General features: G+C 73.4%; 13 protein-coding genes and 1 pseudogene. 5 read left to right on the top strand and 9 right to left on the bottom strand.

Features of this window, described 5'->3' with window-relative positions; translation table 11 throughout:
• Positions 1 to 215: 215 nt before the first annotated feature.
• Positions 216 to 1,391 (top strand): annotated as a pseudogene (locus QMF80_RS16895) (AfsR/SARP family transcriptional regulator); the annotation flags it as partial.
• 72 nt (positions 1,392 to 1,463) lie between these two features.
• Here the strand turns inward: QMF80_RS16895 and QMF80_RS16890 are convergent.
• The 3 genes from QMF80_RS16890 to QMF80_RS16880 all read right to left on the bottom strand — a co-directional run bounded on the left by QMF80_RS16890 (position 1,464) and on the right by QMF80_RS16880 (position 4,794).
• On the bottom strand, positions 1,464 to 2,471 hold the full coding sequence (locus QMF80_RS16890) for a recombinase family protein (protein WP_283454053.1): 1,008 nt from the start codon (positions 2,469 to 2,471) through the stop codon (positions 1,464 to 1,466).
• 228 nt (positions 2,472 to 2,699) lie between these two features.
• Positions 2,700 to 3,299, bottom strand: a complete 600-nt coding sequence (locus QMF80_RS16885; protein WP_283454051.1) for a cysteine hydrolase family protein — start codon at positions 3,297 to 3,299, stop codon at positions 2,700 to 2,702.
• Positions 3,300 to 3,543: 244 nt separating this feature from the next.
• Entirely contained in the window at positions 3,544 to 4,794 is a 1,251-nt protein-coding gene (locus QMF80_RS16880) for an MFS transporter (protein ID WP_283454049.1), read from the bottom strand.
• Between the two features lie 138 nt (positions 4,795 to 4,932).
• Between QMF80_RS16880 and QMF80_RS16875 the strand changes: the two genes are divergently transcribed.
• Positions 4,933 to 5,865, top strand: coding sequence for a LysR family transcriptional regulator (locus QMF80_RS16875; RefSeq protein ID WP_283454047.1), 933 nt, complete (start codon positions 4,933 to 4,935; stop codon positions 5,863 to 5,865).
• Between the two features lie 308 nt (positions 5,866 to 6,173).
• Positions 6,174 to 6,386 carry a hypothetical protein gene (locus QMF80_RS16870; protein ID WP_283454045.1) on the top strand — a complete coding sequence of 71 codons (213 nt, stop codon included), beginning with the start codon at positions 6,174 to 6,176 and terminating at the stop codon, positions 6,384 to 6,386.
• A gap of 63 nt (positions 6,387 to 6,449) precedes the next feature.
• Here the strand turns inward: QMF80_RS16870 and QMF80_RS16865 are convergent, their stop codons facing one another.
• Positions 6,450 to 7,487 (bottom strand): serine hydrolase domain-containing protein, encoded by a 1,038-nt coding sequence (locus QMF80_RS16865; RefSeq protein WP_283454043.1) that lies wholly within the window; start codon positions 7,485 to 7,487, stop codon positions 6,450 to 6,452.
• 343 nt (positions 7,488 to 7,830) lie between these two features.
• Between QMF80_RS16865 and QMF80_RS16860 the strand changes: the two genes are divergently transcribed.
• Together QMF80_RS16860 and QMF80_RS16855 are read left to right on the top strand one after the other, a co-directional pair.
• Positions 7,831 to 9,363, top strand: coding sequence for an alkaline phosphatase (locus QMF80_RS16860; protein WP_283454041.1), 1,533 nt, complete (start codon positions 7,831 to 7,833; stop codon positions 9,361 to 9,363).
• A gap of 68 nt (positions 9,364 to 9,431) precedes the next feature.
• Positions 9,432 to 10,004, top strand: coding sequence for a hypothetical protein (locus QMF80_RS16855; protein WP_283454039.1), 573 nt, complete (start codon positions 9,432 to 9,434; stop codon positions 10,002 to 10,004).
• On the opposite strand, the gene QMF80_RS16850 is transcribed toward QMF80_RS16855, so the two are convergent.
• From QMF80_RS16850 to sigK, 5 genes are all read right to left on the bottom strand, one after another.
• Complete coding sequence (locus QMF80_RS16850) at positions 9,994 to 11,142, bottom strand: hypothetical protein (protein WP_283454037.1); 1,149 nt, start codon at positions 11,140 to 11,142, stop codon at positions 9,994 to 9,996. The genes QMF80_RS16855 and QMF80_RS16850 overlap by 11 nt on opposite strands.
• Positions 11,143 to 11,194: 52 nt before the next feature.
• Complete coding sequence (locus QMF80_RS16845) at positions 11,195 to 12,724, bottom strand: alpha/beta hydrolase (RefSeq protein ID WP_283454035.1); 1,530 nt, start codon at positions 12,722 to 12,724, stop codon at positions 11,195 to 11,197.
• A 94-nt stretch (positions 12,725 to 12,818) separates the two neighbouring features.
• A complete protein-coding gene (locus QMF80_RS16840) occupies positions 12,819 to 13,274 on the bottom strand; it encodes a tellurite resistance TerB family protein (RefSeq protein ID WP_283454034.1) in 456 nt (151 codons plus the stop codon).
• Positions 13,275 to 13,374: 100 nt separating this feature from the next.
• A complete protein-coding gene (locus QMF80_RS16835; protein WP_283454032.1) occupies positions 13,375 to 14,142 on the bottom strand; it encodes an anti-sigma factor in 768 nt (255 codons plus the stop codon).
• Positions 14,139 to 14,741, bottom strand: a complete 603-nt coding sequence (sigK, locus tag QMF80_RS16830; RefSeq protein WP_502962867.1) for an ECF RNA polymerase sigma factor SigK — start codon at positions 14,739 to 14,741, stop codon at positions 14,139 to 14,141. The genes QMF80_RS16835 and sigK overlap by 4 nt, the downstream gene beginning before the upstream one ends.
• Positions 14,742 to 14,935 lie beyond the last annotated feature (194 nt).

Below are 14,935 nucleotides of genomic sequence, written 5' to 3'. Positions count from 1 at the left end.
GGAGGCGCCCACCCCTCGATGGAACGCCCTCCCCGGCTCCCGGGCCACTCGGCCCGGGCCGGCGCCCGCCTTCGGGCCGCCGGGGGCCGGACTGCGACCGGGCGGGGCGCGGGCCGCGACCCGTCGGGGCGCCTGGGCGTGGGCGCGGCGGGGGCCGGCGATAGGCTGACGTCTCCTTGCTTACGGGCTTGTGGGCTTACGGGGGTGTACGGCAGGTGGAATTCCGGCCGCTCGGATCGGTGTCCGTCGCCACCGAGGCCGGTGATCTACCGCTCGGCCCCGTCAAACGCCGGAGCCTGCTCGCCGCCCTGCTGTTGCGCCCCAACCACCCCGTGCCGCTGCGGCAACTCGGCGCCGCGCTCTGGGACGACGAGCCGCCGGTACGGGCCCGCAGCGTCATCCAGGGGCACGTGTCCCGGCTCCGCACCCTGCTCGATACGGCGGACGCGGGGATGTACGGCGTCGAACTGGCCACGCAGGGCGCCGCGTACGTCCTGCGCATTCCGGAGTCGCTGCTCGACGCGCACCGCTTCGAGGAACTGGTCGCGCTGGCCCACGCGCAGCGTTCGGCCGGGGATTCCGTGGTCATGTACCAGGAGGCGCTCGCGCTGTGGCAGGGGCCCGCGCTGACCGGCGTACACCCCAGCCCGCCGTTGCAGGCGGCCGCGGACGCGCTGGAGGAGCGGCGGCTCGCCGCGGTGGAGCAACTGGCCGCCGGTTACGGGCTGCTCGGCGCCCACGCCCGGGCCGCCGCCGTGCTGCGCGCCGAGGCGGGTGCCCACCCCCTGCGCGAATCGCTGGCCGCTGCCCTGATCACCGCGCTCCAGCGGGCGGGCAGGCGCTCCGAGGCCCTCGACTGCTTCCACCACACCCGGCGCCTGCTCGCCGAGCAGCTCGGCGTCGATCCGGGCCGCGAGCTGCGCGACGCCTACACGGTGGCCCTGCGCGGGCAGCTCGACGCCCCCGGTCCGGAGGCCGTGCCCGACCCCGAGCCCACGGCGCCCGCGCCCGTCGCCGCTCCCGCCGCCGCGCCCGCCCGGGCCGCCCGCCGCCCGAAGACCCTCGACCTGCTCCCCCGCGCGCCCCGCGGTTTCCACGGGCGCGAGGCGGAACTGGCCGCGCTGACGCGGGCCGCCCGCTCCGACGCCACCCCCGCCCCCGTGTGCCTGGTCACCGGCCCCGCCGGGGTCGGCAAGAGCGCCCTCGCCGTCCACTGGGCGCACCTGAACCACCACCGGTTCCCGGACGGCCGCCTCCACGCCGACCTGCGCGGGTTCAGCGAGACGGGCGAACCCGAGCCGATCGACGTGCTGCGCGAGTTCCTGCCCGCGCTGGGCGTCGCGCCGCGCGCCGTCCCGGAGTCGGCGAACCGCGCCGCCGCCCTGTTCCGGCCTTGGGGCACACCGGTACAGCGGTTAACGCTAAGCCGGTGATCAAGGACTTGATGCCGGTCGAGGACGGATCTACCGCAGCTCGGCATTCGGGTGAGGCTGGGACTGGAGCCGTTCGCGCAGCTCGATCTCCTCGGTGGTGAACGGCTCTCCGGGTTGGCGGATGCGTGCGGGCTTGGGCCGCATCGGCAGGCCGTCGTCAACCGCGGCGGCTTCGGCTTCCGCGAGCCCCCGGTAGAGCGAGGCGACCGAGGGGGACTTGCCCGTGTTCTTCCCGACCTTGATGGTGAGCTTCTTCGCGATCTCGGGGACGGGGACGCCTTTGTCCTTCAGTGCGACAGCGAAGGTGAGCATGTCGTCGTCGATGACCTTCGGGCGGCCGCCGTGGTTGCCCTTGGACGCGGCGATGACCTGGCCTTCGAGGGTCTTCTCCCGGATGTAGTTGCGTTCGATCTGCCCGGCGACGGCGAGCACGGCGAAGAACATGGCGCCCATGCCGTTGGGATCGTAGATCCCGGTGAGCGGTCCGGTGAGGAGTTCGAGCTGGATGCCGCCGGCCTGGAGCTCGGCGGACAGCGTCATCAGTTCGGCCGCGTTCCTGGCCAGACGCTTGAGCTCGTGCACCGTGAGGATGACGGGCGTCTCGGGGGCGGCCTCCTTGAACTGGTGGGCCAGGGCGAGCGCCTTCTCCAGTTCGGGCCGGACCTTGACGCGGGTGCTGATCTGCTCCTTGAAGACCTTGTGGCACTCCGCGCGGTGGAGGGCTTCGAGCTGGCTCGCCAGCTCCTGCCGCGCGGTCGACGTCCTGGCGTACCCGATGCGGACCGGACGCTCGGTGCGGGGCGCGGGCACCACGGCGAGCGCCGGGCCCTGCTTCCACGCGCGGCCCGGGTGCCGGTCGGTGGGGACGAGAACTTCCAGTTCCTCGCGCAGCGCGGGAACGAGGACGAAGCGCGGGGTGTGGTACTTCGCGGCGGTCTTCCCGCCCCGGGTGCGGCAGGCGCTGCCAGCGGGCGCGTCACAGTCCGGGCAGTCGTGACGTTCTACCGCCAATGCGGCCCGATCGGGCGTGAGATCCATGCGGGAAATCTCTCAGAAGTGTCTCGCACAACGTGCAGGTTTCGAGAGGACTTTTGCGAACGGCGACCTGCGGAAACGTGATCGTTCCGAGGGCTCTCGCAGAACTCTCACAGATGACCATGTGTGAGAGCTCTGGGATGCTGCTGGGCCGGGTGCCTGGGGGGCGGGCGGCCGCCACACAGTGTGTGGGTGCGGCGGCCGTGGGTGGGATTGGCTCGGCGGTTCGAGTCAGTCGGCCCCGACCAGGGTGTGCAGTTCGGCGGTGTCGATGATGTGGGCCCGCGAGGGGAAGACGCGATGCAGCAGGATGCTGTGGACTTCGGTGTCAGGGTCGGCGACGCCGTCGGACAGGACGTAGAGCCGGTAGTCGCGGTCGGCCGCGTCGATGACGGTAGACAGGACGACGCCGCTGGTACTGAAGCCGGAGACGACCAGAGTGGTGATCTCCCGCTCGCGTAGCTGCTCGTCGAGGTCGGTGGTGGACATGCCGCCGTAGCGGATCTTGCGCACCACGATGTCGCCGTCCTGGGGCGCCAGGCGCTCGTGGACGGCGGTGGATGGGTCCTCGTGGTGCATGAGGCGGTGCTGGGCCAGCGGGGCAAAGGACTTGTTGGTGGCCGGGACCGCGTCCCAGTCGGCCTCGGTGAAGCCGACGCGGACGTAGGCGATGGTGCCGCCCGTGGCGCGGATGTCGGCGATGGCATCTTCCATGCGTGACAGCAGGGCTTCGCAGTCCCAGCCCTCGGGCAGATGGGCCAGGACCGCGGGCTGGTAGTCCATGACGAGAAGGGCGGTGCGTGTGGGGTCGAGCGCGGGGGCGGTGCTCACGCGAGTGTTCTCCTTGCTGGTGGTGCTGACGGGCGCTCATGCCGGCCAGTGGGTTTCAGTCGGAAGGTCGAGCAGGGGCAATGCCGGCAGGACGGCTGCGGCTGCGGCTGCGGCTGCGATCCGGACGTCCGGCAGTGCGGGCAGCGCACCACCGAGTTGCTCGTGGGAACTCAGTGATTGAACGGGACGCGCATCGGTGGACCGGCCACAGCCTGCTTTCGGACGGGTGGCGAGTTGCGGTGTGTCACGTCGTGCTCCGGATCAGATCTCCCTCGTGCTGCGGCGCGTGGTCCTGCCGGGGAAGCAGGAAAGGGGTGAGCAGCATGAGAAGACCGGCGATGGCGATCGCGGTGCGGGGGCCGGTGATGCCGGCCATCAGGCCCCATAACCCGGTCATGGCCGCGACAGTCAGCTTGCTGGTGACCGACCACGCTGACAGGGTCCGGGCGATCCGGCCCGTCTCCATGTGAGCGAACCGGTAGGTGGCGAACACCGGGTTGAACACGCCCATGCAGGTGATCAGTCCGAACTCGACCGCGATGACGAGCACGAGCCCGGCCGCTCCAGGGCAGATGAAGGCCAGCCCGAGCGACCAGCACGCGCGCAGCGTCCCGACTGTGAGCATGACCTTGTGCCGTCCGAACCGTGAGACGAATCGGTGGGCCAGCCGTGAGCCGATGATGCCGCCGACGCAGGGCAGGCCGAACGCCAGGCCGTACTGCCAGGGGGCGAACCCGAGGTCGCCGAGCATGAGGACGGCGAGCAGCGGCGAGGTTGCCAGGATCAGGCCGTTGACCAGGACCGTGTTGAAGAACAGAGGGCGCAGGGCCGGGTGGGTCAGGATGTACCGCCACCCTTCGGCCTGGGCGCGGGGCGGGTGCGGGGGCCGGTGCGCACCCGTGCGCACCGGACGCGGCTCACTGCCGCCGATCGCACGGATCCCTGCGGCTGAGATCAGATAGCTGACCGCATTGGCCACCACGGTCATCGCCGGGCCGAACAGCCCGATCGCGGCCGTGCCGACCGGCGGTCCGAGCACGGTGGCGGTCCAGGTCGTGGACTCGAATCGCCCGTTAGCGACGAGCAGGTCCTCCGGCCGCACGAGCGCCTTCAGATACGCGCCACTGGCCGCGTTGAAGGCGATGTCGGCCGCACCGACGACGACGGACACGACCAGGAGCTGGACGACACTGAGCAAACCGAGTGCGTACGCGGCGGGGACACTCATCAGTGCCACGAACCGGGTCAGATCCATCGCGACCATCACCGGCCGCTTGCGACGAAACTCCACCCACGGCCCGAGCGGCACCGCGACCACCGCCCCCACCGCCAGCCCCGCGGCCGCCAGCACCGACACCTCGGCCGGCCCGGCCTGCAGCACGAGGATCGCGATCAGGGAGAACGCGTCGAAGGCGAGCCACGTGCCGAACGTGCTGACCCCATACGCCGCCCACAGCCACCCGAACTGCCGGCCCAACCGTCGCCTGTCCACCATGCTCAGCGCACCCCTTGACGTCCCACTCGAACAAACCGACGTTGACCAGTGAGATCAAAGCCAGCAGCGCAGCAGCAGGTCAAACAACCAATCTGCCAGCGACTCACAACCAAACGTTGTGCACTAAGGTGGGTCGGCATGGACATCGACACCGTCCGGACTTTCGTCGCCGCCGCCGATGGGGGGCAGTTCCAGGAGGCCGCCGCCGAGCTGGCGGTCACCCAGCAGGCCGTCTCCAAGCGCATCGCCACGCTGGAGCGCAACCTCAGCGTGCAGCTGTTCACCCGCACCGCGCGCGGTGCCGAGCTCACCATCGACGGGCAGGCGTTCCTGCCCCACGCGCGCGAGTTGCTACGCGTCGCCGAGCGCGCGATCACGTCCGTGCGCACCGGCCGCCGCCCGCTGCGCGTCGACGTGATCAACTCGCGCGGCGCGGCGTCGGGCCTGATGCGCGGCTTCCACCGAGGTCACGCCGAGATCGACCTCGACGTGCTGATGCTGTTCGACATCGAGACGGCCGTCGCCGCCCTTCGGTCGGGTGCGATCGACGCGTCCTTCCGCGCCGTCGCCGCGCCCGGCCGGCCTCTTCCCGCGGACATCGAGTCCGTCCGGGTACTCGACGAGCCACTCCAGCTCCTCACCGGCCCCGCCCACGCACTGGCGGGCGCCCGGTCGGTGACCGTCGCTCAGCTCGCCGGGCACCGGATCTGGATGCCCGGCATCGTCCCCGGTACCGAGTGGGCCGCCTACTACGACGACCTCGTCGCCGAGTTCGGCCTCACCATCGAGGCGACCGGCCCCAACTTCGGCTCCGATGCGCTCCTCGACACCATCGCCGACACCCCGGCCCTGGCCACCTTCATGGGCGAGCAGACCCGCCTCGTCTGGCCCGCCGACCACGGCCTGCGCCGCATCCCGGTGACCGGCCCGACGCCCGTCTACCCGCACTCACTGATCTGGCGCCGCGACAACCCACACCCCGCACTGACCACACTCCGCAACTACCTCGGCTCCGCACAGCCCGACCGCCCTGACAGCGGGACTTGGACACCCACATGGACACAGCGGTAGGCAGCACCGCGTCAACCATCGGCAACGACCTCGTGAGCCGCAACAGCTAGTCCTCCGTCCCCTCGTCGTGATCGTCGAGTTCGACCGCGTCCGGGTCGCGCAACGAGGGCATCCGCCGCCTGGACGAGGCGGCGCGCGAGGCCGAGACCTCGGGCTACGACGACGGCGCGGCCCTCGGCCACGGACGGCCAGAGCCCCGGCGCCTTCACCCCGGCGAAGGCGGGAACCGCGGGTGCGGCGGGCGGCAAGGGCGGCGCGGACGGCAAGGGTGCGGGCGACACCACCGGCGAAGCGCCCCGGCGTACCCGGTGAAGCCCGGCGCCACCGCGTACGCCGCCGTGAACCTGGACCCCTCGGGCGCCACCGGCCCCGTCGCCGACGAGATCAACGTCCTGGCGGACCCCGCGCACATGCCGAACGCGGAGGGCGCCAGCCTCCCGCTGGCCAAGCCGGGCAGCGTCGTCAAGCCGAAGGCGGGCCTGTACCGCGCCACCGCCGCCGAGTCGCTCAACACCCTCTGAGCCCGCCGGGTCCGCCGGGTCCGCAGAGCCGCAGATCCCGCGGAGCCCGCCGAGCCCGCCGGGTCAGCGTGCGGCGAGCGCCTTGAGGGCGCGCTCACGCAGCGGGGCGAGGCGGGCGCGGCCGGCGGCGCCGTTGTGGACGGCGTTGGTGGCGATGACCAGGTAGCGGCCGGTGCCGGGGGTGAAGCAGAGGCTCGTCCCGGTGAAACCGTGGTGGTACGCCGTCCCGTCCCCGGACACGATCCAGCCCAGCCCCCGCCGCAGCCCGGGCTCGATCTCGGCCACCGGTTCGAGGCTGTCCCGGACCCACTCGCCGAGCGGGCCGCGCGGCCCCGCCAGCAGGATCTCGGCGTAGCGGGCGAGGTCGGCGGCCGGGGCGAACACCCCGGCGTGCCCGGCGACATCGCCCATGACGGCCGCGCTCCCGTCGTGGACCGCGCCCCACAGCCGGTCGTGGCCGTCGCGGTGCTCGGTGGGCGCGACCAGCGGGGTCTGCGCGACCGGGCCGTAGCGGGTACCGCCCATGCCCAGCTCCGCCCACAGGTCGCCGGCGAGCCGGTCCAGCGACCTGCCGTGGACCCGGGCCAGGGCGAGGCCGAGCAGGATGTAGCCCCGGTTGATGTAGCGGTGGGTGCCGGGAAGGGTCTCCAGGGGCTCTCGGCAGATCAGCTCGTGCAGGGGGCGCTCGGCCAGGTCGTACAGGTCGAGGCGGGTGGCCACGCGCAGGCCCGCGGTGTGCGAGAGCAGCCGGCGCACGGTGGCCGCGGCCCCGGGCCAGTGGCCGTCGGCCTCCATGGGCGGCAGGAACTCCCGCACCGGCGCGTCCAGTTCGAGCAGCCCCGCGGCCACGGCCCGGCCGACGAGCGGCCAGGTGGCGGTGACCTTGGTGAGGGACGCGATGTCGTACAGCGTGTGCTCGTCGGGGGCCTTCGGGTGGGTGAAGGGGGACACCACCCCGGCCGACAGGACCGTACGCTCCCCCGCCGCCGTACCGCAGACGACGACCCCGCCCGGGGTCGCGCCGTCGGCGACGACCTCGCGCAGTACGTCGTGCAGCGCGTGGGCGTCGGCGGTCGGGAACGCTGCGGCCTGGCTGGTCATCTGTGCCTCCGGTGCGGTGGGGGGTCTGCGCCCCACCCAGCCTGACCACCGCGCCCGGCCCCGCCCCGCAGCCGCGCCGGGGCGGCGCCGACCGGGCGTCCCGGACCGGGCGGAGACGGCCTGGAACGTGCGGAGACGGCCTGGAGCGTGCGTCAAAACGAGCGCGGGGCGCCCGGGGGCCGGGCCGGGCGGGACCTCGCAAGGGTCTGCCATCGGCCACAAGGGCTGTTTTCGGCCCGGCGCTGTTCGACTCCACGTCACCCGGGGAAACCGCCGTGTTCATGTCGCGCTCTTAGCGTCGGTCCGCCAGCGCCATTCCTTTCCGAGGGGGACCTCCCGCATCATGCGACGCAGACCTGCCAAGACCTTGACCGTTCTGGCCCTGACGGGCGCCCTGGCCGCCGCTACCGCGGCCACCGCCAATTCGGCTCCCCAGCACGGCGACCAGGGGAGGGAGATCCGCAATGTCATCTACCTGCTCGGTGACGGAATGGGCCGCACCCACGTCACGGCCGCGCGCGACCGGTTCTACGGCGCGTCCGGCAAGCTGAACATGGAGACCCTGCCCTACACCGGCGCCGTCGCCACCTACGCCGTCGAGAAGGGCAGCGCCAAGCCCGCGCTGGTCACCGACTCCGCCAGCTCGGCCACCGCCTGGTCGACCGGCGTCAAGACGTACAACGCCGCGCTCAGCGTGGACTCGTACGAGAAGCGCGTCACCACGCTGATGGAGCAGGCCAAGAAGGCCGGCTTCGCCACGGGCAACGTCTCCACCGCCGAGATCACCGACGCCACCCCGGCGGCCCAGTTCAGCCACGCGCTGCTGCGCGGCTGCCAGGGCCCGGTGTACTCCGACGCCGCCTGCCTCCCCAAGAAGGAGGACGGTACGTACGAGACCGCGCCCGCCGACAAGACGCTGGTCACGCCGATCGCCGAGCAGATCGCGCGCAACGGCACCGCCGACGTCATCCTCGGCGGCGGCCTCGCCCGCTTCGAGCCGGACGACCAGAAGGCCCTCCAGGCCCAGGGCTACCAGGTGCTCGGCAGCTTCGGCGACGCCAAGCTCCCCGCTCAGACAGCCGCCAGCCAGAAGGTCGCCACCAAGAACGACCTGGCCAAGGCCAACGGCAAGAAGGTCGTCGGTCTCTTCAACCGCGGCAACCTCACCGTCGAGCAGGCCAAGGCCGGGCTGCCCGCGGACGCCGCGCAGAAGCAGGAGCCGACGCTCGCCGAGATGACGCGCAAGTCGATCTCGCTGCTCGGTGAGCGCGGTGGGTACGACCGGAACAAGAAGGGCTTCTTCCTCCAGATCGAGGGCGCCCAGATCGACAAGCGCTCGCACGCCAACGACGCCGCGCAGACCCTCGGCGAGATCAAGGCGTTCGACGACGCGGTCAAGGCGGCCACCGACTTCGCGAAGAAGGACGGCCACACCCTCGTGGTCGTCACCGCGGACCACGAGTGCGCGGGCTTCAACATCATCGAGAAGGGCACCTACACCAACTCCGAGGCGGTCGCTCCCCCGGCCAACACGGACGCGGGCAACAGCGCGAACAACAGCACGACCTCGCGCCCCACTTCGGGTGCCAAGGACCCGGTGCGCTCCACCGGCATCGTCAACGGAGCGGGCGCGGGTGACGCGAAGAACTTCGCCCCCGCCACCTTCCGTACGCCGAACGACCCGGCGGACGTCAAGGACGGCAGCCCGGACGCCAGCCTCTGGCTGACCTACCTGTCCGGCAACCACACCGGCGCCGACGTGCCGATCTTCGCCTACGGCCCGAACGGCAGCGCCTTCGCGGCGAGCCAGAACAACACCGAGCTGTACGGGAAGCTGTACCGCTCGCTGTTCGGCAAGGCGCCCCAGCAGCACTGACCCACCGAGCGGAACCGGGGCCGGGAGGACATGGTCCTCCCGGCCCCGGCCACTTCAGGAGCGTTCCGATGAGACACCTCACCCGCCGCACCGCGGGCGCGCTGGCCGCCGCGGCCGCCGTCCTCGCCCTCGCCTCGGGCTGCTCCGGCGCCCCGCGGGCCGACGGCGCCGACTCCGCCGACTCCGCCGGGGATCCGGCCGGTTCCGTCGCCCCCGTGGCGCTGCCCGCGCCGCGCGGCGCGCCCGAGCCCGCCGCCGTACTGGCGTCCCCCGCCGCGGCGGGCGAGGTCCGCGTCGAGGAGGGCCCCTTCACCGACCGGGTGAAGCTGACCTCCCTCAAGCTCACCTCCCTCAAGCCCACCGGCAAGGCCGCCGTCGCCGGGCACCTGGCGATCACCTCCGACGTCAGCGACGTCCTGGCGCTCGAGGTGCGCGCCGCGTACTACGACGCGAGCGGGCACCTGCTGGGCACGGGCACGTTCCAGTACCAGGAGGAGGGCGAGGACGCGAAGGGCGGCGACCACCACGACGGGCCGCGGGCGGCGGCCGACGGCATCGACTTCACGGTGGCGGCCGACGGGCAGTTCGCCCAGGCCCCAACGAGCGCGGTGCTGTCCGTGCCGGTCCTGGTCAACGAATAGCGTCCCGGGGCCCCTCGGCGCCGTCGCGGCGCAGCAGGCCGTAGGCCCAGCGCTCGTTCAGACCGGCGAGGAAGCCGACGCCGCCCCAGAAGAAGAAGGCCTTGATCAGGGCCTGGTGGTCGGCCGGGGAGAGCGGCCCGGTGCCGCACACGCCCTCCGGGACGGCGGGCGGGGCGAACAGGCTCAGGATCCCACCGTTGATGACGACGAAGAGGGATACGGCCAGGAACCAGCCGACGACCACCCGGTACCAGCCCTCCTGCCGCATCAGGCGGACCAGTTGGGCCGGGTCCGGGGGCATGCCGTCGGTGCCCGCCGGATCGTCCGCGACGTCCGCCGCTGTCGGCCGGGTCAGCTGGTAGGCGTCCCGCAGCCGGACGATCACACTGAAGACCGCGCCCAGCGCGCCGCCGGAGAAGCAGGCCAGGGCATGCGTGAGGGCGAGCTGCTCCGGGCAGCCGATGGCCGCGCCGAACAGGGGCGGCAGCACCCGGGCCACGGTGAGGGCCAGCACCAGGGCGACCGGGCTGAGGAGCACGCCGAAGGCGAGGCCCGTGTTCAGTCCGCGCCCGCCCGCGAGGGCCGCGTCGGCCATGAGCGCCCGCGCGGCGGCATCGGACGCGGGGCGGAGCGGGTCGTAGGTGCTGCCGGTGGCGGGATCGGGGCCGGGGCTGACATCGGAGCCGGGGCCGGGATCGGGGCCGGGGCCGGGACGGGCGTCGGGGCCGGCGTCGGGGCCGGGATCGGGGCTGGGGCCGGGACGGGCGTCGGGGCCGGCGTCGGGGCCGGGATCGGGGCTGGGGCCGGCGCCGGGATCGGCCTCCGGTGCCGCGTGGGCGCCGTGCACCTCGCTCGCCTCCCGCGCCTCCCGCGCCTCCCGCAGCGCCCCGTGGACCGCGTGTTCCAGGTCCCGGCACACCTCCACCCGGGTGCGGTGGGCGAAGGCCCGCTGCGCCGCCCGGTGCAGCCGCTCGATCCGGGCGTACCGCTGCGGACCCGCCTGCCGCAGGCGACGTAGCCCCGGGTCCTCCTCCGGCAGGCCGAGCGCGGCGGCCAGCGGCCTCGGCTCGACCGGGGGAGCCCCCAGCAGCCAGGTGCCCGTACCGCTCCTCCGCCGACCGCCACCGTCGTCGCCCACGCCGACCCGCCCCCCGTGCTGCTCCGGCCCGGCCGCCGCTCCGGCCCGGCCGCTACTCCGGCGCGCCACAGTACGCGTCGCGCGCCGGGCGGTGGCCGGTGGTGAGGAATTCGGTGACCGCGCGGTCCCCGCAGGCGTTGCCGTTGCCCAGGTAGACCCCGTGGCCGCCGTGGTCGACGCTCACCAGCCGGGCCCGGTCGCCGAGCGCCGCGCGCATCCTGAGGGCGCCGAAGTACGGGGTGGCGGGGTCGCGCAGGTTCTGGACCATCAGGATGTTCGACGGACCCGCGCCGGTGATCCGGGTCGGCTCCTCCGTCGGCGCGTCCTTCCAGAACGCGCAGGCCGGGATCGACGCGGGCATGCCCGCCGTGAGCGGGTGCGCGGCGCGGTCGGCGGCCGAGGAACGCTCGTACGACGCCACGTCGGTCGGCCACTTCACGTCGTTGCAGACCACCGCGAGGGCGAGGGCCGCGTCCTCGTCGCGCAGCGGCTGGGCCAGCTCGGGCGGCAGGACCGGGGTGGCGGCCGGGTCCTGGGCCTGGCCGATCAGCCGGGCCAGGCCGGGGAAGGCGGCGTCGGCGTACAGGGCGTTCTGCATCGCCTGGCGCAGCAGGTTCCCGGTGAGCGGCACGCCCTCGGTGGTGGACGGCCTGGGCGCGCGGTCGAGCCGCTCCGCCAGGGCCAGGAACAACGGGCGTACGTCGTCCGGGTGTTCGCCGACCCGCAGGCCTTCGGCCGCCCTGGCCGGGTCGGCCGCCCAGGCCGCGAAGTCGGGGAAGCGCTCGTCGGCGGCCGGCGACATGTTCGCCAGCCAGCCGCGCTCCACCCGCGCCGGATCGGGGTCGCCGGTGCTGTCCAGGACGACACGGTCGGTGCGCTGCGGGAACTTCTGCGCGTATACGGCGGCCACGTAGGTGCCGTACGAGGTTCCCCAGGCCGACAGCTTCCGCTCGCCCAGCGCCTCGCGCAGCCGGTCCAGGTCCCGGGCCTGGTTGGCGGTGGTGAAGCTGCGCAGCAGTTCGCCGCCGTTGGCCGCGCAGGCCGCGGCCTGCCGCTCGGCCCGGGCCACGTTGGCCGCGAAGCCACCCTCCTGCGGTGTCAGCGGCCAGTTCCGCAGGGTGACCAGCCGCCGGTCCTGCGGGTCCAGCGCGCAGCTCGCCGTCGTGCTGGCGCCCACGCCGCGCGGATCGAAGGCGACCAGGTCGTAGCCGCCGGCCAGTTCCCTGCCCAGCGCCGCGCCCTTCTGGGTGAGGCGCTGGACCCCGGATCCGCCGGGGCCACCGGGCAGCACCACGAGGGTGCCGCGCCGTCGGCCCGGGTCCTCGGAGCGGATCCGGGAGACGGCGAGGGAGACCTTCCGCCCGCTCGGGGCCGCGTAGTCGAGGGGGACGGAGAGCGCGGCGCACTCCTGGCCCGCGGGTCCGCCGGACTGCGCACAGGACCGCCAGACCAGAGCCGGCGTCCCGGCCTGGCCCGAACGCACCTGCGCGGCCTCTGCGTGCGGGGCGAAGGCCGCGGTCAGGGCGGCGGCGGTCACCGCCGAGAGGGCGAGAGCCGCGGTCTTGTGCGTGTAAGTGGTCATGCCACAAGACTGGTTGACGGCGGCCCGCGCTCCCATCCGGCAGGCGGGACACCCGGCGGTGGGGCTAACCCCCGGTCGTGCGCCTGCGGCTCCGTCAGAGATCGAACTCGTGCGGGGCCAGATCCAGCGCGAAGCAGGCCTCGCGGACGACGGCCTGCTCGGTCTTGTCGAAGTCGCCGTCGGCGCCGCCGATGATGATGCCGATCTGGATGACCGCGCGGGCCTCGGCGGGCTTCTTCTTCGCCTTGGCAATCTCCTGCATGACGCTGACCTTGCCGAAGTCGAAGTCGGCGGTCAGCTTGTCGAGGTTCTCGTCGAAGCGGCGGCGCAGCTCGTCCGCCGGGAAGTTCTGCAGCACCTCGTTCGTCCCGATCAGCTGCGCCACGCGCTGCCGTTCGGCGGCGTCGATCGTCCCGTCGGCCGCGGCCACGAGCGCGCACATCGCCATGCTGGAGTCCCTGAACGCCCCGCTCTTGAGGTCGTTGCGCTTCGCCACCAGCTGCGTCTGCATCGTCGCGGCGGAATCCTTGATGCGGTCCCACAGGGCCATGTCTGTCTCCTTATGTCATAGATCGGCACCCGGACAACGCTCGGGACGCCCCGAGCGTGCCCGGCCGCCGATCTCTTCGCTCCCTCCCGAAGGAGTCGGCCTAGACCGGGAGCGCCATGACCAGGAGCGGGCTGCTGGTGGGCCGCGCCGAGCCGCCCGCCGGTTCGACGGTGAGGCCGATCGCCGTGGCGTCCCGTACGGCCCCTTCCAGCAGCAGCGCGTGCCCGCCGCCCAGCAGCCCGGCCGGGCGCATCGAGCCGTGCTCCGAGTACCAGAGCTGGTACGTCTTCCCGGCGGGTGTCGGCGGCAGTCCCGCGGCCAGCACCACCGACCGGTCGCGGGACGCGGAGGTCACCACGGTGACCCTGGCGCCCGAAGCGGTCCGCGCCGTGGCGGTACGGGCGTCCGGCGCGGCCAGCACCGCGGCCAGCGCCTCGCCGCGCGCTCCGGCCCGGTCGGCGTCCTGCTGCGCGGACCGGCCCGCCCGCTCGGCGAGCTGCGCCCGGTCGTGCTGGCCCAGGGCGATCGCGCCGAAGGCGGCGGCCGCGGCGAGGCTGGCGGCGACCACGAAGACCCCGCCGCGCCGCCGCAGCCGGGTGACGAGCACGGCGTACCGCCCCGGCGCCGGCACCCGGGGCGGGAGTTGGCGCACGATGTCGATGCGTTCCAGTACCAGTGCCTTCAGCTCGGGGGGCGCGGCCGTGGCCGCGGCCGACGCCAGCCGGGCCGCGGTCGCGGCGAACTCCCGCACTTCCTGGGCACAGGAGGGGCAGTGGTCCAGGTGCCGGGTGAAGGCGTGGTGCTCGTCGGGGCCAAGGGCGTCGAGCGCGTACGCGCCGGTGAGGGTGTGCAGGTCGTCGGTCTTCACGTGGTCACCCCCATGCAGTCGCGCAGCCGGATCAGCCCGTCGCGCATTCGGGTCTTGATGGTGGGGAGCGGGGTCCCCAGGGTCTCCGCGACCTCGCGGTAGGTCAGCCCCTGGTAGTAGGCGAGGGTGACGGTCTCCCGCTGGAGGTCGGTCAGGCGGCGCAGGCAGCGCCTCACCTGCTCGCTCTCCAGCCGGGTCTCGACCTGCTCGCTGACCTCGTCGAACGGGCGGACCTGGGCGCCGACCGCGTCGTTGTGGTCCCGGTGGGCGGCGGCCTGGGCGGAGCGCACCCGGTCCACGGCGCGGCGGTGCGCCAGGGTGGCCGTCCAGGTCATGACGGACCCCTGCGCGGGCTGGTAGCGGGCGGCCCCGCGCCAGATCTCGATCATCACTTCCTGGGTCACCTCCTCGGACTGCGCACGGTCCCGCAGGACCTTGAGAACGATGCCGAACACGGGTCCGGCGATCACGTCGTACAGGGCGGCGAAGGCGTCCTGGTCGCCCTGCGCGACCCGGGCCATCAGCTCCGGCGGGCCGGGTGGGGCGCTCTGTTCGCGGCGGTCGCCCTCGCCGTCGCCGATCCTGAGGGGCTGCCTCACCGGGCCGCCCTCCCCCAGCGTCGGCGCGTACTCCGTGGCGGCGGCGGGGCGTCGGGGCACGGGGGGAACATTCGATGGATCGCTTGCATGGGCAGTCCTTCGCGCCGCGCGGCTCGGGTGGGGTCACCCCGGTACACCTCTGCTTCGGTGCCGAAGCACCCGCGGATTGGCCCGCGCCCCGTCGGATCGGCGGG

This window comes from Streptomyces sp. G-G2, assembly GCF_030063135.1.
Taxonomy (GTDB): domain Bacteria; phylum Actinomycetota; class Actinomycetes; order Streptomycetales; family Streptomycetaceae; genus Streptomyces.
This window is presented reverse-complemented; position numbering and strand designations above follow the sequence as displayed.